Origin of the sequence: Mesorhizobium sp. M1A.F.Ca.IN.022.06.1.1, assembly GCF_003952605.1 — a bacterium.
Classification (GTDB): domain Bacteria; phylum Pseudomonadota; class Alphaproteobacteria; order Rhizobiales; family Rhizobiaceae; genus Mesorhizobium.
Genome location: NZ_CP034455.1, coordinates 2,666,977 through 2,686,282 on the forward strand (window position 1 = coordinate 2,666,977; position 19,306 = coordinate 2,686,282).

Sequence of the window (19,306 nt, forward strand, 5' to 3'; positions counted from 1 at the left end):
TTAGCGCTAGTAGCGCTGTGACGGCGACTTGACCGGTCAGCGGCCGTTGTTTCGGTTCACCATCATGAGCGCTTGATGATTGGCCTAGGCCCCTCGCGACTTCGTCATCCCCGGGCGGAGCGACGCGAAGCGGAGCGCAGGCCCGAGGAGATCCATTCCGTGACTTCGAAGTTTTGCGATGGTTCAGAATTCTGTTCCGCTGCATTTTACGGTCAAGGTAGCGGAATGGATCCTCGGGTCTACGCGCGTCGCTTCGCTCCTTGCTCCGCCCGTGGATGACGAAGTGATGGGCGTTTGCGCCAATCGCCAACGCACGTTGCCCACTAACGCGAATGGCCCGCCGAAAGCGGCACGAACCTATGTCCCGCGCGGCTTGGCGCGGCTGGTGGCGGCCGCCAGCAGCGGGTTTTCCGGCCAGACATGCTTAGGATAGCGACCGCGCATATCGGTGCGCACATCCGCCCACGAGCCGCGCCAGAAGCCGGGCAGATCGCGCGTCGTCTGGATCGGGCGATGCGCCGGCGACAACAGCTCCAGAGTCAGCGGCACCGTACCGCCCGCGACCGAAGGATGGCGATCGAGGCCGAACAGCTCCTGCACGCGGATCGCCAGCACCGGCCATTCGCCGTCATAGCGGATCGGCACATGGCTGCCCGAGGGCGCGTCGAAATGGGTCGGCGCCAGCGCGTCGACCTCGCGCTGCAGGTCGTGCGGGACCAGCGACATCAGCCCCGCCGCAAGCGCCGCCGGCCTGATCGCCGCGAAGGAGGCCTCGCCGGCAAGGAAAGGCAGCAACCAGTCGTCGAGACGGTCGAGAAGCGCCTGGTCCGAGACGTCGGGCCAGGGAGAACCGAGGCCGCGATAGAGCCAGCCGAGCCGCTGGCGCAGCGTTTCCGCCTCCTTGCCCCAGTCGAGCAGCGACAGGCGGTGCTCGCGCAGGGCGTCCAGCATGGCCCGATCGGCCTCGGCACCGGAAGGTGCGGGCAGCATGCGCTCGGAAAGGGTGATGGCGCCAAGGCGAGCGGTCTCGCGCACGCGCACGACGCGGCGCTCGCGGTCGAAACTCGTCTCGCGCTTCGTCTCGATGCGGTCGGCAAGCGCGGTGCGGATAAGGGCCTCGTCGACGGGCGCGGCGGCGGTGATACGGGCATTCTGCGCCTTGCCCTGCAGATCGGCGACGACCAGCCAGCTCTCGCCGGCAAGTGGATCGGCAGCATCGACCATCGCGCCGGAACCGTTGGCGAGCACGAAGCGGCCGCGCTCGCCGCGGGCTCTGGCGACACGATCCGGCCAGGCATGGATCAGCAAGGCGCCGGGCGCGGCTGGCGAGTCTGCCCTTGCCCCGCCTGCCTGCTTGGCCAGGCGTGCGGCAAGTTGCCGGGCGGCACCGGCGCGCGGCGATTTTTCTGCGCGGAAGCGGATCAGCCGCCGTTCCAAATCTGCGCTGTCGCCGCCAAGCCCGCGCTCCGTCAAAAGCACGGCAAGGATCGCCGCTTCCTGCGCCTGCCCGATCTCAGCCGCTTCGGCCACCATGTGCGCGAGCCGCACGGGCAGAGCGAGCTTGCGCATCGCCGCGCCCGCCTCCGTCAAGCGGCCAGCGTCATCGATTGCATGCAGCGCTTTGAGCAACACCCTCGCTTCGTTAAGCGCCGGCGCCGGCGGCGGGTCGAGGAAGGACAGGCTCGACGGATCGGCGATGCCGAAAGCGGCGCAGTCGAGCAACATGCCGGAAAGGTCAGCCTCGAGGATTTCCGGCGGTGTGAAGGCGGGCAGCGCCGCCGTCTGCTCGGCACGCCACAATCGGATGGCGACGCCCGGCTGCGTTCGTCCGGCGCGGCCGGCCCGCTGATCGGCGGAAGCCTTGCTGACGCGCACCGTTTCCAGCCGGGTCAGGCCGCTTGCCGGCTCGTAGCGCGGCAGGCGCGACAGGCCGCAATCGATGACGACGCGCACGCCGTCGATGGTGATCGAGGTCTCGGCGATCGAGGTCGCCAGCACCACTTTACGGCGGCCAGGCGACGCCGGCTTGATCGCGGCATCCTGCGCCCTGTTGTCCAACTGGCCATAGAGCGGAACGATGTCGGTATCGGCACCGAGGCGATCTTCTAGCCGCTCTGCGGTGCGCTCGATCTCGCGCTGTCCGGGCAGGAAAGCGAGCACGCTGCCCTGCTCGGCGGCTAAAGCCGAGCGAACCGCCTTGGCCATCGCGTCCTCGACCGCCATGCCGGCCGGCCGCTCGTCATAGCGGATGTCGACCGGGAAGGCGCGGCCCTCGCTTTCGACCACCGGCGCCCCGGCCAGTAGTTTTGCGACGCGCGCGCCGTCGAGCGTCGCCGACATCACCAGCAGGCGCAGATCCGGCCGCAGCGCGCCCTGAACATCGAGCGCCAGCGCGAGGCCGAAATCGCCGTCGAGCGAACGCTCGTGGAATTCATCGAAGATTACCGCCGCAACGCCGGGCAGTTCGGGATCGTCGAGGATCATGCGCGACAGCACGCCTTCGGTGACGACGAGGATCTTTGTCCGCGCTGAAGTGCGGTTCTCCATGCGCATCGCGTAGCCGACTGTACCACCCGGCTCCTCGCCGACAAGCTCGGCCATGCGACGGGCGGCGGCGCGGGCTGCCAGCCTGCGCGGCTCTAGCAGCACGATCCTGCCTTCGCCGAGCCAGGGCGCGTCGAGCAGCGCCAGCGGCACCAGCGTCGTCTTGCCGGCACCGGGCGGCGCCACCAGCACGGCGCTGTTGCGCCCGGCGAGCGCCTCGCCGAGCACCGGCAGCACGGCGGATACCGGGAGTTCCGGCAAAATTCCTCTGTTCATGGCGTCCGCATATCAGCGGCCACGGTGAGCGCGCAACCTGTCCCGGAATTGCCTAAAGCCTGGTGCGCGTGAACGGGTTCCAGCGCACGGTGCCCAGCCGTACCTCCTCGCGAACCATGGTCAGCAGGCCCGAGGCGCCGAGCACTGCAAGGCCGGCCAGCGTCAGCAGGTCGGGATCTTCCTGGAAGAACAACGAGCCCAGCACCACCGCCCAGACGATCTGCGAATAGTGCGTCGGCGCGATCCGGTTGGCAGGCGCGTATTTGGCCGCGAGAAGCTGCAACAGCTGACCGCCGGCGGTGAAGGCGCCGGCCATGACCAGCCAGATCAGCTGCCTGCCATCCGGCAAGGTGAAGGACGTTGCCGCCACGCCGAGGCCATTGAACAGCAGGCCATAGCCGACAAGCACGCCGAGCATCGTCGTGCGCTTCTCCTGCTGCGCCAGCGACCGCATCAGGATGACGCTGGTAGCGGCAAGAAAGGCGATGGCGAAGGCCGCGAGGTGGCCGAGATGAAGTTCGCGGAAACCCGGCCTGACGACCAGCATGACCCCGGCAAATCCGGCGACCACGGCAAGCCATCGCCACGGCCCAACCTTCTCCCTCAGGATGAGAGTGGAGAGGATGGTGACGAACAAGGGCGCCAGGAAAATCAACGCGTAGACTTCCGCCAGCGGGATGGTGGTGAAGGCATAGACGCTGAGCACGCCCGATGCGATGCCCGCCCAGGCGCGGGCCTGCACGGCCCAGGGCCGGCTGGTGCGCCAGAAGTCGCGCCAGCGCTCATCGGCAGGCCTTGTGAAGAACAGGAAACAGCCGGCAAACAAGGTTACGAAGAAGCCGATCTCGAAGACGGTGAACTGCCCGCCCAGGCTCTTGATGACGGCATCGCTCCACGAATAGCTTGCATAGGCGATGAGGGCGAGCAGGATTCCGTTCGGCACGTTCCAATTCCGGGAGAAAAGAAGTGAAGATACTGGCGCTGGGGGCTCATCCCGACGATATCGAGATATTCATGTTCGGTACGCTGGCCGCCTATGCCGCGCTAGGCGCAGAGCTGACTTTTGCGATAGCCACGGACGGAGCCAAGGGCGGCACGGGCGATCCGAAGGCGCTTGTCAAAGCGCGGCGCGAGGAAGCGACCGAGGCGGCCACCCTGCTCGGCGTCACACCGCGTTTCCTCGATTTCCCCGACGGGGCGCTGGTTGCGGATGCCGCATTGATCGGCACACTCAAGGCGCTGATCGGCGAGGTGCAACCCGACCTCGCGATCACGCATGCGCCGAACGACTATCACGGCGACCACCGCGCGCTGTCGGATGGCGTGCGCATCGCGGCGTCCTTCGAGGTACCGGTGCTGCATGCCGACACACTGGGCGGCACAGGTTTCTCGCCGTCGCATTACGTCGACATTTCCAGCCACTGGGACCTCAAGGCGCAGGCCATTCTCGCGCATCGCTCACAGGGGCCCGAGCATTATCTCAACGGTGCACGCATGCAGAACGCGTTCCGCGCCGGCCAATGCAACGGCGCGCCCGGCGCGCTGGCCGAGGCGTTCCGGTTCGAGCCCCTCTTCCCCTTTGCCGACATCCGCGAGCTGCTGCCTCCGGCGCCGCGGATCCGGCCGGTCACGGTGGGCCCGAAGACCGTCAGGTAGCCGGCTGAAGCACGAGCCGCCAAGCACCAACAGTTATTTCCCAACGATTTCAAGCACCGCTTTCGTCATGCTGCGGCGCAGCAACGAATTCGCTTGCATTGTTTAGTAAAAAGAGCATCACTAAACAAATTACTAAACATCGGCGACGCGGCGCGCGCCATGTTCAGGCCCTCGGAGGAGCGAGGTTGAGGCTTTTGAAACCGTCATCCGGACGCGTTTCGCAAATGGGAGGTAAGGCATGAAATCGACCTTGAAACTGGCGTTGGGACTGGCCTCGGCGGCACTCGCGTCGACCGCCGTCTCGAACGCGGCGCATGCGGAAGATCTGACGCTTTGCTGGGCGGCCTGGGATCCGGCCAACGCGCTCGTGGAATTGTCCAAGGACTTCACCAAGGAAACCGGCATCGGCATGAAGTTCGAATTCGTGCCGTGGACCAACTATGCCGACCGCTTCCTCAATGAGCTCAACTCACACGGCAAGCTCTGCGACCTGATCATCGGCGACAGCCAGTGGATCGGCGGCGCGGCCGAGAACGGTCATTACGTCAAGCTGAACGACTTCTTCGACAAGGAGAAGATCAGCATGGACGACTTCGTGCCGGCGACCGTCGTCGGCTATTCCGAATGGCCGAAGAACACGCCGAACTACTGGGCGCTGCCGGCCATGGGCGACGTGGTCGGCTGGACCTATCGCAAAGACTGGTTCTCGCGGCCGGAACTGCAGAAGGAGTTCAAGGAGAAGTATGGCTGGGACCTCGCCCCGCCGACGACCTTCGACCAGCTGAGGCAGATCGCCGAGTTCTTCCAGAAGCGGCAGATCGACGGCAAGACCGTCTATGGCGCCTCGATCTACACCGAGCGCGGCTCCGAAGGCATCACCATGGGCGCCATGGACGTCCTCTACAGCTACGGCTTCCAGTACGAGAACCCGAAGAAGCCCTATGAGATGGACGGCTTCGTCAATTCCGAGAAATCGGTGAAGGGGCTGGAATTCTACAAGGCGCTCTATGATTGCTGCACACCGCCCGGCGCCTCCAACAGCTACATGGGCGAAGGCGTCGATGCCTTCAAATCCGGCCAGGTGGCGATGCACATGAACTTCGCCTTCACCTGGCCCGGCCTGCAGAAGGACGAGAATGTCGGCGGCGACAAGATCGGTTACTTCGCCAATCCGAAAGGTCCCGACGGCGACCAGTTCGCGCAGCTCGGCGGCCAGGGCATCTCGGTGGTTTCCTACTCCGACAAGCAGGAATCGGCGCTGAAATACATCAAGTGGTTCGCCAACAAGGACGTGCAGGCCAAGTGGTGGTCGCTCGGCGGCTATTCCTGTCTGAACTCCGTCGTCAAGGATCCGAAGTTCCCGTCCAGCCAGCCCTATGCGCAGGCCTTCCTCGACTCCATGGCGATCGTGAAGGACTTCTGGGCAGAGCCGAGCTACGCGCCGCTGCTGCAGGCCTCGCAGAAGCGCTTCCACGACTATGTCGTCGCCGGCCAGGGCTCGGCCAAGGATGCGCTCGACGGCCTCGTCAAGGACTGGACGCAGATCTTCCAGGATGACGGCAAGATGTAAAGCTCCTCCCGAGCAGGCGTCCCGTGCCGCCTTGGCACGGGACGCAGTTCAGATAAATTCCAGCGCCGAGGCTGACCAGTGACCGATGCAGGACTAACCATGCTCAATCGGACTGCGGACAACGCTGCACGGGCCACACCCGAGCCGTTGGCCAAGAAGATCCGGGGCATCAGCGACAAGGGCCTCGCCTGGCTGTTCATTTCGCCGACGATCCTTCTGCTTTTAGCCATCAACATCTTCCCGCTGTTCTGGGCGATCTACCTCTCCTTCACCAATTACCGCGCCAACCGCCCGAACGAAGTGGTCAAGAATCTCGGGCTTTCCAACTACAGGCGCATCCTCGGCGACCAGGATATCTGGATCGCGATGCAGACGACGGCGCATTTCGTCTTCTGGACCATCCTGCTGCAGACGGTGATCGGCTTCGCGCTTGCCTGGCTGATCGACCGGAAATTCCGCGGCCACGCCATCTGGACCACGATCATCCTGGTGCCGATGATGCTGTCGCCGGCGGTGGTCGGCAATTTCTGGCGCTTCCTCTACGAGCCGCAGATCGGACTGTTCGCCTACGCCGTCTCGTTCCTCACCGGCATCCCGCCGACGAATGTCCAGATGCTGTCCAATGTCGAGCTGGCGCCATGGGCGATCATCATCGTCGACACCTGGATGTGGACGCCTTACGTGATGCTGATTTGCCTCGCGGGTCTGCGTTCCATCCCAGAATACATTTATGAAGCGGCCGAGGTCGACCGCGCCTCCAACTGGCGGCAGTTCTGGTCGATCACCCTGCCGATGGCGCTGCCCTTCATCATGCTGGCGGTGCTGTTTCGCGGCATCGAGAACTTCAAGATGTTCGACATGGTCAACCTGCTCACCGGCGGCGGACCGGGCTCGACCACCGAGGTCGCCTCGATCACGCTGAAGCGGCAAGCCTTCGAAAGCTGGCGCACCGGCTATTCCTCGGCTTTCGCCATCGTCCTGTTCGTCGCGGTGTTTGGCCTTGCCAACATCTACGTCAAGGCACTCAACAAGGTGAAGCAGAGATGAGCCTGACCACCGCCCATTCCGTCGTCGCACCTTCGACGAATTCGAAGCGGATCGCCGGCGTGCTCGTCGTCGGCTACGCGCTGATCTCGATCGTGCCGCTCTTGTGGATCTTCGCCACCAGTTTCAAGACGCCGCCGGATTCGATCGCCTATCCGCCGAAGATCGTCTTCCAGCCTAGCATCGAAGGCTACTGCAACCTGTTCACGACCCGCACCAGGCAGACGCCGGAATACATCAACGCGCTCGGACCGGCGACCGGCTTCTGCGATGAGACGGTGCGCAAGCGCAACATGGTGATCGCCGGCCCGTCCAACTTCCTGCCGCGCTTCGTCAACTCGCTGATCATCGCCTTCGGCTCGACCTTCTGCGCAGTGTTCCTCGGCACGCTCTCGGCCTACGGCTTCTCGCGCTTCAAGGTGCCTTTGGCAGACGACCTCCTGTTCTTCATCCTGTCGACGCGCATGATGCCGCCGATCGCCGTCGCGATCCCGATCTATCTGATGTACCGCGAGCTCGGCCTCTCCGACACCGCGCTCGGCATGATCCTGCTCTACACCGCGGTCAATGTCTCGCTGGCGGTCTGGCTGCTCAAGGGCTTCATCGACGAGATCCCGCGCGAATACGAAGAAGCGGCGATGATCGACGGCTACACGCGGCTGCAGGCCTTCTGGCGCACGGTGCTGCCGCAGGCGACCACCGGCATTGCCGCGACCGCCATCTTCTGCCTGATCTTTGCCTGGAACGAATATGCGTTCGCCGCGCTTCTGACCTCCGGCACGGCGCAGACGGCGCCGCCCTTCATCCCGACCATCATCGGCGAAGGCGGCCAGGACTGGCCGGCAGTCGCCGCCGGCACCACGATATTCCTGGTGCCGATCCTGGTCTTCACCATCCTGCTCCGCAAGCAATTGCTGCGCGGCATTACCTTCGGCGCGGTGCGCAAATGAGCACGATCCAGCCTGCAAAACGCAAATCGCGTTGGCCCGTCTGGGCAAGACGCGGCCTGATGGAAAACATCGCCACGGCGATCATCGCCATCGGTTTCCTGATGCTGTTCCAGCCTTTCGCGCTGTCGCTCTACAGCTATTCCTTCGTCACCATGCTCGCCGGCACCGCCATGTTCATCGTCGTCTCGAAATTCCCGGAATAGAAATGGCCGAGATCCGTGTTCAGAACCTGAGGAAAGCCTTCGGCGAGTTCGTTGCCGTGCAGGATTCCAATTTCGTTGTCGAGGACGGCGAGTTCTTCGTGATGCTCGGGCCGTCGGGCTGCGGCAAGACGACGACGCTCCGCATGATCGCCGGCCTCGAACTGCCCACCGGCGGCAAGATCCTGCTCGGCGGCGAGGACGTCACCATGCGCCGGGCGCGCGAGCGTGACATCGCCTTCGTCTTCCAGCTCTTCGCGCTCTATCCGCATATGAATGTGCGCAAGAACATCGGCTTCCCGCTCTTGGCGCAAGGCATGGCGTCGGCCGAGATCCGCGCCCGCGTCGAGGAGACCGCGAAGCTGCTGCGCATCGACCACCTGCTCGACAAGTCGGTCTCCGGTCTTGCCGGCGGCGACCGTCAACGCGTCGCGCTCGGCCGCGCCATCGTCAGGCGACCGAAATGTTTCCTGATGGATGAGCCGCTTGGAACCCTCGACACCGAGTTCCGCGATTTGATGGTGCATGAGTTGCGCGAGCTGCACAACCGCATCCACGCCACCACCGTCTATGTCACGCACGACCAGATGGAAGCGATGTCGATGGCCGACAAGATAGCGGTGATGAACCACGGCGTCATCGAGCAGTTCGGCAGCCCGCGCGAGATTTACGACCGGCCGGCCACGATGTTCGTCGCCGATTTCATCGGCTCGCCGCCGATGAACTTCTTGCGCTTCGGCGGTGGGCTCGCGAAGGGTGCGAAGGAGATCGTCGTGCAGGGCGCCAGGGTGACGGTCCCGGAAGTGCGCGAGGATATTGCGCCGGCCGACATGGCGCTTGGCATCCGCCCCGAGCACATCCGCTTCGACGATGCCTCGAAGCTGCGCGGCGCGATCTACGGCACCGAATATCTCGGCACCACGCAGATCGTCGCGGTGGAGACGGCTGACGGCATCATCAAGGCCCGGGTGCCGGCCGGAATCCATCTAAATACGGGCGAACAGGTAGGGCTGGCATTGAGCAGCGCGCGGCTGTCGCTGTTCGAGAAAGGCACTGGACGCGCGGTGAAAACCGTCATGTACGATCAGGCAGTGGAGGCGCGCCATGGCTGACGTGCAGATTCAGGGTGTGACCAAAAGCTTCGGCGAGACAGTCGCGGTCAGCGATCTCGACCTGCAGATCAAGGACGGTGAGTTCGTCGTGCTGCTCGGGCCGACCGGCGCCGGGAAGACGACGACGCTCAGGCTGATCGCCGGGCTCGAGCGGCCGGACAGCGGCACGATTTACATCGGCGGCCATGATGCGACGGCGCTGTCGCCGGCCGAGCGCGATACGGCCTTCGTCTTCCAGCAATATTCGCTCTACCCGCATCTTTCGGTCTTCGACAACCTCGCCTTCCCGCTGCGCTCGCCGGCGCGGCGTTTTCCGGAGGAAGCAATCCGCCGCCGCGTCGAGGAAGTCGCGCGGATGGTGCGCATCGACCACAAGCTCAACAACCGCTCGACCAGGCTTTCGGGCGGCGAGATGCAACGCGTCGCCATCGGCCGCGCGCTGGTGCGAAAGCCCTCGATCTATCTGATGGACGAGCCGCTGTCCTCGCTCGACGCCAAGCTGCGCGCCGATCTCAGGCTCGAGCTGAAGCGCATCCAGTCCGAGCTCGGCGCCACCATGCTCTATGTCACGCACGACCAGATCGAGGCGATGACCATGGCCGACCGCATCGGCATCCTTTCCGAGGGCGTGCTGGTGCAGATCGGCACGCCGCGCGCGATCTATTCCGAGCCGGCAAACCTTCATGTCGCGGCTCGCCTCGGCCAGCCGGCGATCAACCTTCTGCCGGCAGGGTTGCTGCCCGACGGCGCCGCGCCCACCGGTACGACGACGATCGGCGCGCGCACCGAACATCTCGCGATCGAAAAGGCGGCGAACGGCCATGCCGACGGCGTCGTCGACTGGGTCGAGCATCTCGGCGACCAGAACCATCTGCATGTCACGGTGGGCGCCAAGAAGCTGGTGACGCTGACCGATCCCGACACGCCGCTCGCAAAGGGGGACAGAGTGACGATCCGCTATCGCTCGCCGCTTTATTTTGGGTCGGACGGGCACAGATTGATGTAGCCGGCGCATCCGCACTTTTTGACGACCCGCAGATACGGACTGGACGAAATCCATGAAGCACTTTTTCAACCGCAAGGACTCGATCGTTACCGAAGCGCTGGACGGTTATCTGGCCACTGCCGGCTCCGGGGCGCTGGCGCGGCTCGACGGCTATCCGGAGATCAAGGTGGTGTTGCGCGCCGACTGGGACAAGGCGAAGGTCAGCGTCGTTTCGGGCGGCGGCGCGGGGCACGAGCCGTCGCATGCGGGCTTCGTCGGCGCCGGCATGCTGACGGCGGCTGTCTCCGGCGAGATCTTTGCTTCGCCGAGCGTCGAGGCGGTGCTGGCGGCGATCCGCGCGACGACCGGGCCGGCCGGCTGCCTGCTGATCGTCAAGAACTACACCGGCGACCGCCTCAACTTCGGCCTCGCCGCAGAAAAGGCCCGCGCCGAGGGCTTCGCGGTCGACATGGTGATCGTCGGCGACGACATCGCGCTGCCCGACATCGCACAGCCGCGCGGCATCGCCGGCACGCTGTTCGTGCACAAGATCGCCGGACATCTTTCCGAATCCGGCCATGACCTAGCCTCGGTCGCGGCGGCAGCGCAGGCGGCGGCGAAGGATATTGTTTCGCTCGGCATCTCGCTCTCCTCCTGCTCGATCCCCGGCCAGACCCACGAGGACCGCTTCGGCGCCGGCGATGGCGAGCTCGGTCTCGGCATCCATGGCGAGCCGGGCGTGGAGCGCATAACCCTGCAGAGCGCCAGTGCGCTCGTCGCCATCATGGCCGACCGCCTCGCGGCCCGGCTCGATGCCGGCAGCCGCTATGCCTTGCTGATCAACAATCTCGGATCGGTACCGCCGCTCGAAATGTCGTTGATCGCCAATGCCGTGCTGGCCTCGCCGCTGGCAAAGGCGGTGAGGCTGACGATCGGTCCCGGACATCTGATGACCGCGCTCAACATGAACGGCTTTTCGCTGTCGTTGATCAGGCTGGAGGCGGAGCGCGAGGCAGCGCTGCTGGCGCCGGTCGGCCCGCATGCCTGGCTGCCGGCCAGGCCGGTTCGCCCGCCGGTCGTGGTGACCATAGCCCAGCCGGCAGGTCGCGACATCGCCAAAGCGGCCAGCCGTGACGCCGGCGCCGAGCGGCTGATTGCTGCGGTCTGCGAGAAGCTGATCTCGCTCGAGGAGGCTCTGAATGACCTCGACGCCAAAGCCGGCGACGGCGACACGGGATCGACGGTGGCGACCGGCGCACGCAGCGTGCTTGACCGCGTCGACACGCTGCCGCTCGCGCACCAGGCCGCAACTCTCGCCACAATCGGCGATACATTGGGAACTTCCATGGGCGGTTCCAGCGGCGTGCTTTTGTCGATCTTCTTCACGGCTGCCGCGCAGTCGCTCAACGGCGGCGCGCCGCTCAGCAAGGCGCTGCTCGCCGGCCTTGACCGCATGACCTTCTACGGCGGCGCGAAACTCGGCGACCGCACAATGGTCGACGCGCTGGAGCCGGCTCTGAAGGCGCTCGACACGAACGGGCTGGAGGCGGCTGCTTCGGCCGCGCGGCGGGGCGCGCAGGCGACTGCAGCGATGCCGAAGGCGAAGGCCGGTCGCTCGGCCTATATCGGCCGCCAGCTTGACATAGCGGATCCGGGCGCGTTTGCAGTTGCCGAGGCGTTCGCGGCCATGGTGGCCATGTTCGTCCCGGCGTGAAGGACAGGCGATGGCCGCACCCGATTTCTCACAATTGATCGCGGCGACAGCGGATACGATCGCGGCGCATGCCGACGAGTTGACCGCGCTCGACCAGGCGATCGGCGACGGCGACCATGGGCTGAACATGAAGCGCGGCTTCGAGGCGGTCCGCGCCGAAAAGGCCGCAATCGCGGCAAAACCGCTGCCGGACGCGCTTAAGGCGATCGGCACCAGGTTGGTGATGACCGTCGGTGGAGCCTCCGGGCCCTTGTTCGGTACTCTGTTCATGGCGCTCGGCAAGGAACTGTCCGGCACGCCCGACCGCGCCGCGCTGACAGCGGCGCTGGGTAAGGCGATCGAGGCGGTTTCGGCGCGCGGCAAATCGCAGCCGGGGCAAAAAACGATGCTCGACGTGCTGCAGCCGGTGTATGAGGCACTGGCGCAGGGCAAGACGGCTGGCGCAATCGCAGACGCCGCCGACAAGGCGGCCGAGGCCACCGTGCCGATGAAGGCCTTGCGTGGGCGCGCCTCTTTCCTGGGGGAGCGCTCGATCGGGCATATGGACGCCGGGGCGCGGTCGACCGCGCTCTTGGTGCGCGCAGTCGCTGAAGCAATCGAGGGTTCTTGATGAGCAATGTCGGTATCGTCATCGTCTCGCATTCGCCGCTGGTCGCCGAAGGCACGGCCGACATGGTGCGCCAGATGGTGGGCGACGAAGTGCCGCTTGCATGGTGCGGCGGAAACGGCCATGGCGGGCTGGGCACCAGCGTCGAGGCGATCATGGGCGCGATCGAAAAGGCCTGGTCGGAAGCGGGCGTCGCCATCCTGGTCGATCTCGGCGGCGCCGAGACCAACAGCGAGATGGCGGTGGAAATGATCGGAGAGCCGCGCTCCCGCAGAATAGTCGTCTGCAACGCGCCGATCGTCGAGGGCGCGGTGATGGCGGCGACGGAATCTTCCGGGGGTGCCTCGCTCAAGGAAGTGGTGGCGACGGCGCATGAATTGTCGCCGTCGTGAGTGAACGGGAATCGACTGAATGTCCGCATCCGCCGAAGCCACGGTTCTGATCACCCACGAGGTGGGCCTGCACGCGCGCCCTTCGGTGAAGTTCACCAAGCTCGCCAAGTCGTTCGCGGCCGAGGTGGAGGTGGCAGTCGCCGCCAACGGCCCCTGGTTCGATGCCAAGAGCATCGTCAAGGTCATGGCGGCCAAGGCGCCGAAAGGAACCGTGCTGCACATAAGGGCGCGAGGCGACGGCGCAAGCAACGCGGTCGAAGCGCTGGTCGGCCTGGTGCAGCGCGATTTCGACGAGGATGCGGATCATGCCCGCTCCGCTTGAGCCGGGTCTGCCGCCCTCTCAATCCGCAAGGAATGCGGGCCATGCGGATTGAGGGCATCCCTGCCTCTCCCGGCTACGCCGAAGGGCCGCTGTTCAACCTCGACCGTCCACCGGCTGCTTATGTGGCTAAGGCGAGCGAGGCGGAGGAGAAAGCAGCGCTGAAGGCGGCCATCGGCAAGGCGGTGAGCCGGCTGACCTCGCTTGTCGAGACGGCCGATGGCGATGCCGCCGGCATCCTCGAATTCCACATCGCCATGCTGGAGGACGTCGCGCTGAGCGCGCCCGCCTTCGCGGCGCTCGGCTCCGGAGAGCCGGCCGACGCTGCCTGGCGGCAAGCACTGGATGCCGAGATCGCCGGCTATGAGGCGTCCGACCAGGACTATTTCCGGGCACGCGCCTCGGACTTGCGCGACATCCGCGACCAGGTGCTGCGAGCGCTGAGCGAGGATAGCGAGACCGCGGCGCCCCTCGGCGCCATCCTCTATGGCCTGGACATCGCGCCGACGCGTTTCCTCGAAACCGACTGGAGCAGAGGCGGCGGCATTGCGCTCGAGGCCGGCAGCACCGCCAGCCATGTCGCCATGCTGGCACGCTCGCGCGGCGTGCCGATGGTGGTGGGGCTTGGTGCCTTTGCGGACGAGCCCACCGGAAACGCGCTGCTCGACGCCGAGCATGGCGGCATCGTGCTCTCGCCCTCGCCGAAGGAGATCGAGGCGTTCCGGCAATCATCCTCCTCCTTCGCGGCGCGACAAGGCCAGGCGCAGACTTTTCTCGCCCAGCCGGCGGCGACCAAGGCCGGCACGTCGGTGCGGGTGCAGGTAAACATTGCCTACCCTTCCGATGTCGACGGCATCGACATTGCGACCTGTGATGGCGTCGGGCTCATGCGCACCGAATTCCTGTTCGGCAAGGCCCTGCCGGACGAGGAGACACAGTACCAAGCCTACCGCAAGGTGCTGGAATGGGCCGGAGAAAAACCGGTGACCATCCGCACCATCGATGCCGGCGGCGACAAACCGATCCCCGACTTCACCGTCGAGGAGACCAACCCGTTTCTCGGCCTGCGCGGTATCAGGCTGTCGCTGGCGCGGAGCGACATCTTCCGGGTGCAAATCCGGGCATTGCTGCGCGCCGCCGTCCACGGCAATCTGAAGGTGATGTTTCCGATGATCGCCAGGGCCGAAGAGCACAGGCAGGCCGCCGCGTTGTTTGCGGAGGAGGAGGCCGCTCTCGCGTCGCGCGGTGTTGCGCACAAGCTGCCGCCGCTGGGCATCATGGTCGAGGTCCCTTCGGTGGCCATCGCGCCGGAGGCTTTTGCCGACGTTGCCTTCTTCTCGATCGGCTCCAACGACCTGACGCAATATGTGATGGCAGCCGCGCGTGACAACGCCGCCGTTGCACATCTCAACGCTGTCCGCCATCCGGCTGTGATGCGGCTGATCGCTTCGGTCGCGGCCTTCGGGCGCGAGAAAGGAATTCCGGTCAGCCTCTGTGGCGATGCGGGCGGCGATCCGGCCGCCATTCCGGCGCTGATTGAGGCCGGCCTGCGCGACCTATCGGTGTCTCCGGCGCAACTCGCCATGGCCAAGGCGGCCATAGCGGACGTCCCGGTGTAAGCACAGCATGGCCAGGCCAGCCAAGATACAAGAAGCCGGCGCGGAAGACGCGATCCGCGCGTATAAGACCATCCTGTCGCAAGTCATCGACCAGCGGCCTTCCGGCATGCGCCAGCGACTTGCCGATGCGCTCGGCAAGCATCGCAGTTTCGTCACGCAAATCTCCAGCCCGGCCTATTCGATCCCCATCCCGTCGAAGCATTTGCCGGCTATCTTTTCCGTCTGCCATTTCAGCCCGGCCGAGCGCGACCAGTTCCTGGCCGCCTACCACCAGGCGCATCCGGGCAAGCTGCCGGCGGCTTCGGGTCCGCGCAAGACGCGCCACGTCTCGCTCATCGTGCCGGATTTCGGCGACGACAAGCAGAACGCAGCGCTCGACCGAGCGATCAACGAATTCATCCAGAAGATCACCAGCATCGCCGGCAGGGGCAGCGGCTGAGCGATCTCTATTCGGGAGGACTGCCATGAAGAAGTTTCTGAATTCGGTGGACACGGTCCTCACCGAAAGCCTCGATGGCTTCGTCGCCGCGCATTCCGACATCCTCGCGATCGGCGACGAGCACAAATTCGTTCGCCGCAAGACGCTGAAACCGGGCAAGGTAGCGCTGATCTCGGGTGGCGGCTCCGGCCACGAGCCGCTGCATGGCGGGCTGGTTGGCCACGGCATGCTCGACGCCGCCTGCCCCGGCCAGGTCTTCACCTCGCCGACGCCCGACCAGATGCTCGCGGCCGCGCAAGCCGTCGACACCGGCGCCGGCTGCCTGTTTATCGTCAAAAACTATGAAGGCGACGTGATGAATTTCGACATGGCCGCCGAAATATCGGACGGCGTTCTGCAGGTGGTGACCAATGACGACGTCGCGGTCGAGAATTCGTCCTACACCACCGGTCGGCGCGGCGTGGCCGGCACGCTGGTGGTGGAGAAGATCGTCGGCGCCGCGGCCGAGCAAGGCATGCCACTGCCCGAGCTCAAGGCGCTGGGCGACCGCGTCAACGCCTCGACGCGCTCGATGGGCGTGGCGCTGACCAGTTGCACGGTGCCGGCTGCGGGCAGGCCGACCTTCGACATTGGCGACAACGAGATGGAATTCGGCGTCGGCATCCATGGCGAGCCCGGCCGGCGGCGCGATGATCTGAAGGGTGCCGACGCCATCGCCGAGGAGATCTGCACGGCAATCCTCGGCGATCTTGGTGACCGCGCCTGGGGACCGGCGCTGCTTTTCGTCAACGGCTTCGGCGGCACGCCATCGATGGAGCTTTATCTGATGTACAACAGCGCGCGAAAAATCTTCGAGAAGAGAGGCGTGACGGTGACCCGCTCGCTGGTCGGCTCCTATGTCACCTCGCTCGACATGGCAGGCTGCTCGATCACGCTGACGATGCTCGAGGATGAGACGACGGCGCTTTGGGACGCTCCGGTGCACACGGCGGCGCTGCGCTGGGGGATGTAGCGTCGCGCGGGCTTTTCTGCGACCATGGTCGCCTGTTGTTCGCGATATTGCCCGGTTGATGCTGCTCCCGCTTTCACCTGCCGAAGAAAAGCTGCTGCTCGAATTTGCCGATCCGGAGGCGCCGTCCGAGCCGGGCGGGGCCCTCTCGGCAAGCAGCCTCATTGCGCTGCTCGCCAATGCCGAGTTCCACGGCGTGCTGCCGATCATGCTGCGCAAGCTTCGGGAAATCGGCGAGGCCGATCTGCCGAACGATGCCGCCCTGCGGCAAAAACTCTCCGGGCTTCGCGATCAGGCGACACTGGCGACCGGGCAGTCGATGCTGCTGCAATATCACGGCGACCGCATCATGAAGGCCTTGGCCGCGAAAGGCGTTGCGGCTCGCATCGTCAAGGGCCCGGTGTTCGCGCGCAAGCTTTATCGCCATGCTGCCGATCGGCCGTTCACCGACATCGACATCCTTGTCGATCCGGCCAGCATCGGCGAGGCCAACAACGTGATCGCCGAATGCGGCTTCACGCTTGGCAGCGGCGAGGCCGAATCGCATGAGTTGCAGGAGTTCAAGTGGCTGGAGAAGGAGAACTCCAGCCTGCTGATCGAGCTGCACGGCAATCTGGTGCATGACACCGGCATGCGGCGGCGCCTGTCGCTCGGCTTCCGCGAGTTGCAGATCATTGACGGCGGCGAGGCCGACACGCCGGCGTCGCTGCTCACCATCGCCATCGTTCATGCCGCCGGAGGCCACAAATTCCACCGGCTGCAGCTCTGTATCGACGTGCTGCAAGGTGTGCGCGCTCTGCAATCGCCGGAAGCCGAAGCGCGCCTTCTCGAAGCCGCGCGTATGACCGGCATCGAACTCGAGCTGGCGACCGTGCTCAATGTGACCGGGCGGCTGTTCGACGAGCCGCGCGCGATCGCCCTTGCCAACCGCATCAAGCCCGATCTGTCGATACGGCTCGCCAAATTGCTGATCACCGGCAACATGCTGCTCAGGGTCAATTCGCGGGACAAGATGCGCTCGCGCCTTAGCCGCGACGCCTTCCGCTGGGTCCAGCGGCTTGCCCGGCCAAGGCCCTATCCGGCCTGAAGGCCCGTTTGGAGATCTACTCCTCCACCGCGCCGCGGATCAGCCCCGCTGCATCGGCCGGGCTTGAGCCGACTTCCAGGGTGAAAGTGGGGACGGCCCTGACCAGTGCCGCGATCGACGCCATCCGCCGTTGCTGCATCGGCAACAGGCCGGTCAGGCCGGTCCTGACATTGTCGGTGGCAAGCGCGACCATCGCATCGGTCCTGGCCAAGCGCGTGAGCCGGGTGTGGCCGTCGGTCGAGCGCGCCAGATGCAGCAGCGCCGAGACCGGCCTGGGACGGACGTCGTCGATGCGAATGATCTCGGCGAGACGCTCCAGCGAGACGGCCTGCTCGCCCTCGGCGTCCCATCTGTCGCCAAGGCAGGGCGAGAGGAATGGCAGCATCGCCGCGGTGTTGCGATGGATCTTCACCTTACGCGGCATGCCCCAGGCCAGGGTGCCTTCAGATGTTGCGCCGAGGATCATCACATCGTCCGAGCATAGGCCGAAGCCCTGCGATGCCAGCGCCATTGAAGTCGTCGACTTGCCAGTGCCGCTTGGCGCATGGATCAGCACGAGCGCCCCACTATCGGGCAGCGTCAGACCGGCGGTATGGAGCATGTACTGCCCGCCGGAATCGAGCGCGGCATCCAGCACCATTATCAGCAGCGTCCATTTGACCTTGCTGTCGGGATGAACGCGGATTTCGGCCGCACCCTCGTCGGCACGGATCGAGGCCGTCTGGAGGCCGGGAAAGACCAGATGGACCACGTCGCCGGCGTCGATGATGCGGCAATGGCCGTCCAGCGGCACTTCGCCGTCGAAGGCGAGCTTCCCTTCCGGGTTTTCGGGCAGCGCCGACGTTTCGAGGATATCGATGCGAAAGCCGGGTTCGACCGCTTCATTGACGCGCAATGTGCCGAGCATCAGATCGAAGCTCGGCCAGAGCTCGGCGCGCTCTGCCGATATGCCGATGACCTGGCCGTTGAGGTCATAGCAAACGGTGGCTGCGCCGCCGGTCAAGCGGCGCGCGCCTTCACGCTGCCGCCGGGGTGGCGATAGATTTCAACCATGTCGGGAAGGCTGTCGCTGACCACCGGCTTGCCGTCGAGGCAAACCCAGCAATGCGCCGAAAGGCGCGGCTCATGCATCGATTTGGCATCGACACCGAAATGGAGGTCGGGGTTGAAACCCGCCATCCGCAGGAAGCGGAAACCGAGCAGCCCTTCCCTCAGGCATCTGCGATCACGCATCACCCAGGGATGCCGAACCGTGCGGTTGACGCGGCTGACGACGTAGCTGCATGGCAGGCCACGATAGGGTGTGGGCAATTGCAGCGGCGCCAATTTCAGCACGCTTTCGAAATCGCGCCCGGCGACCAGTACCGGTATCAGCCGGGCGCTGAGCCACAGATGAGTGCGGAACAGGGCGCGCAGGAACGGTCCGCCGGCCATCACGCGCCCGGGTCGGCAAGGATGCCTTCGGCCACCAGCTCGGCGGCCAGCGCCGTCATGTCGTCGCCGAGCGTCGCCTTGTCGACCTCGAATTCTTCCGACAGCAGATCGACGATGTGGTCGAGGCTGCGGGCGCCGTCGACCTTGTCGAGGAACGCTTCGGTGGTGCCATTGCAGGTGTAAAGCTGGCCGCTGCGCGCCAGAAGCACCACGGCGCCGTCGCCGACATGCTGCACGGAGGCGTCGTCCGCCATCCGCAGAACCGTTTCAAAGGCGATTTCAGCCATACGCCCGCTCCCTATGCCGAACTGCAATTAGCGCGGCATGCCGTCGCTGTCCATTGCCAAGC

General features: G+C 65.3%; 20 protein-coding genes. 15 read left to right on the forward strand and 5 right to left on the reverse strand.

From position 1 onward, the window contains the following. Nucleotides 1-357 precede the first annotated feature (357 nt). Entirely contained in the window at nt 358-2,820 is a 2,463-nt protein-coding gene (gene hrpB, locus EJ078_RS12625; protein WP_127847058.1) for an ATP-dependent helicase HrpB, read from the reverse strand. 52 nt (nt 2,821-2,872) lie between these two features. Beyond that, nucleotides 2,873-3,763, reverse strand: coding sequence for a DMT family transporter (locus EJ078_RS12630; protein WP_095824309.1), 891 nt, complete (start codon nt 3,761-3,763; stop codon nt 2,873-2,875). 23 nt (nt 3,764-3,786) lie between these two features. Here EJ078_RS12630 and EJ078_RS12635 point away from each other — a divergent pair, with 23 nt between their 5' ends. The 15 genes from EJ078_RS12635 to EJ078_RS12705 all read left to right on the forward strand — a co-directional run bounded on the left by EJ078_RS12635 (nt 3,787) and on the right by EJ078_RS12705 (nt 17,523). Further along, the gene (locus EJ078_RS12635; RefSeq protein WP_067324285.1) at nt 3,787-4,476 is read left to right on the forward strand and encodes a PIG-L deacetylase family protein; all 690 of its coding nucleotides are present in this window, start codon (nt 3,787-3,789) and stop codon (nt 4,474-4,476) included. A gap of 238 nt (nt 4,477-4,714) precedes the next feature. Beyond that, complete coding sequence (locus EJ078_RS12640; protein WP_095782297.1) at nt 4,715-6,046, forward strand: extracellular solute-binding protein; 1,332 nt, start codon at nt 4,715-4,717, stop codon at nt 6,044-6,046. A 99-nt stretch (nt 6,047-6,145) separates the two neighbouring features. After that, entirely contained in the window at nt 6,146-7,093 is a 948-nt protein-coding gene (locus EJ078_RS12645; RefSeq protein ID WP_095824412.1) for a sugar ABC transporter permease, read from the forward strand. Next, nucleotides 7,090-8,040 (forward strand): carbohydrate ABC transporter permease, encoded by a 951-nt coding sequence (locus EJ078_RS12650; protein ID WP_067324280.1) that lies wholly within the window; start codon nt 7,090-7,092, stop codon nt 8,038-8,040. The genes EJ078_RS12645 and EJ078_RS12650 overlap by 4 nt, the downstream gene beginning before the upstream one ends. Beyond that, nucleotides 8,037-8,243, forward strand: coding sequence for a hypothetical protein (locus EJ078_RS12655; RefSeq protein WP_095777044.1), 207 nt, complete (start codon nt 8,037-8,039; stop codon nt 8,241-8,243). Before EJ078_RS12650 ends, EJ078_RS12655 begins: the two co-directional genes overlap by 4 nt. 2 nt (nt 8,244-8,245) lie before the next feature. Then, on the forward strand, nt 8,246-9,352 hold the full coding sequence (locus tag EJ078_RS12660) for an ABC transporter ATP-binding protein (protein ID WP_095824311.1): 1,107 nt from the start codon (nt 8,246-8,248) through the stop codon (nt 9,350-9,352). Then, complete coding sequence (locus EJ078_RS12665) at nt 9,345-10,358, forward strand: ABC transporter ATP-binding protein (protein WP_095824312.1); 1,014 nt, start codon at nt 9,345-9,347, stop codon at nt 10,356-10,358. Before EJ078_RS12660 ends, EJ078_RS12665 begins: the two co-directional genes overlap by 8 nt. A 52-nt stretch (nt 10,359-10,410) precedes the next feature. Beyond that, nucleotides 10,411-12,051: a dihydroxyacetone kinase subunit DhaK gene (locus EJ078_RS12670; RefSeq protein ID WP_095824313.1), complete on the forward strand. Its 1,641-nt coding sequence runs from the start codon at nt 10,411-10,413 to the stop codon at nt 12,049-12,051. 10 nt (nt 12,052-12,061) lie between these two features. Further along, nucleotides 12,062-12,661, forward strand: coding sequence for a dihydroxyacetone kinase subunit DhaL (dhaL, locus tag EJ078_RS12675; RefSeq protein WP_095824314.1), 600 nt, complete (start codon nt 12,062-12,064; stop codon nt 12,659-12,661). Continuing rightward, the gene (gene dhaM, locus EJ078_RS12680; RefSeq protein ID WP_067003489.1) at nt 12,661-13,050 is read left to right on the forward strand and encodes a dihydroxyacetone kinase phosphoryl donor subunit DhaM; all 390 of its coding nucleotides are present in this window, start codon (nt 12,661-12,663) and stop codon (nt 13,048-13,050) included. The genes dhaL and dhaM overlap by 1 nt, the downstream gene beginning before the upstream one ends. A gap of 19 nt (nt 13,051-13,069) precedes the next feature. Continuing rightward, nucleotides 13,070-13,372 (forward strand): HPr family phosphocarrier protein, encoded by a 303-nt coding sequence (locus tag EJ078_RS12685; RefSeq protein ID WP_067003487.1) that lies wholly within the window; start codon nt 13,070-13,072, stop codon nt 13,370-13,372. 41 nt (nt 13,373-13,413) lie between these two features. After that, the gene (gene ptsP / locus EJ078_RS12690) at nt 13,414-14,988 is read left to right on the forward strand and encodes a phosphoenolpyruvate--protein phosphotransferase (protein WP_164750600.1); all 1,575 of its coding nucleotides are present in this window, start codon (nt 13,414-13,416) and stop codon (nt 14,986-14,988) included. Nucleotides 14,989-14,995: 7 nt separating this feature from the next. After that, nucleotides 14,996-15,427, forward strand: a complete 432-nt coding sequence (locus EJ078_RS12695) for a hypothetical protein (protein WP_067324262.1) — start codon at nt 14,996-14,998, stop codon at nt 15,425-15,427. Nucleotides 15,428-15,452: 25 nt separating this feature from the next. Continuing rightward, nucleotides 15,453-16,439 carry a dihydroxyacetone kinase subunit DhaK gene (gene dhaK, locus EJ078_RS12700; RefSeq protein WP_127216663.1) on the forward strand — a complete coding sequence of 329 codons (987 nt, stop codon included), beginning with the start codon at nt 15,453-15,455 and terminating at the stop codon, nt 16,437-16,439. A gap of 58 nt (nt 16,440-16,497) precedes the next feature. Further along, nucleotides 16,498-17,523: a nucleotidyltransferase family protein gene (locus tag EJ078_RS12705; RefSeq protein ID WP_127216662.1), complete on the forward strand. Its 1,026-nt coding sequence runs from the start codon at nt 16,498-16,500 to the stop codon at nt 17,521-17,523. A 16-nt stretch (nt 17,524-17,539) separates the two neighbouring features. On the opposite strand, the gene EJ078_RS12710 is transcribed toward EJ078_RS12705, so the two are convergent. The 3 genes from EJ078_RS12710 to EJ078_RS12720 are packed head-to-tail and all read right to left on the reverse strand — an operon-like array spanning nt 17,540 to nt 19,244. Continuing rightward, nucleotides 17,540-18,526, reverse strand: a complete 987-nt coding sequence (locus EJ078_RS12710; protein WP_127216661.1) for a serine kinase — start codon at nt 18,524-18,526, stop codon at nt 17,540-17,542. Further along, entirely contained in the window at nt 18,523-18,957 is a 435-nt protein-coding gene (locus tag EJ078_RS12715) for a lasso peptide biosynthesis B2 protein (protein WP_127403643.1), read from the reverse strand. Before EJ078_RS12715 ends, EJ078_RS12710 begins: the two co-directional genes overlap by 4 nt. Next, complete coding sequence (locus tag EJ078_RS12720) at nt 18,957-19,244, reverse strand: PqqD family protein (protein ID WP_067324253.1); 288 nt, start codon at nt 19,242-19,244, stop codon at nt 18,957-18,959. The genes EJ078_RS12715 and EJ078_RS12720 overlap by 1 nt, the downstream gene beginning before the upstream one ends. Nucleotides 19,245-19,306 lie beyond the last annotated feature (62 nt).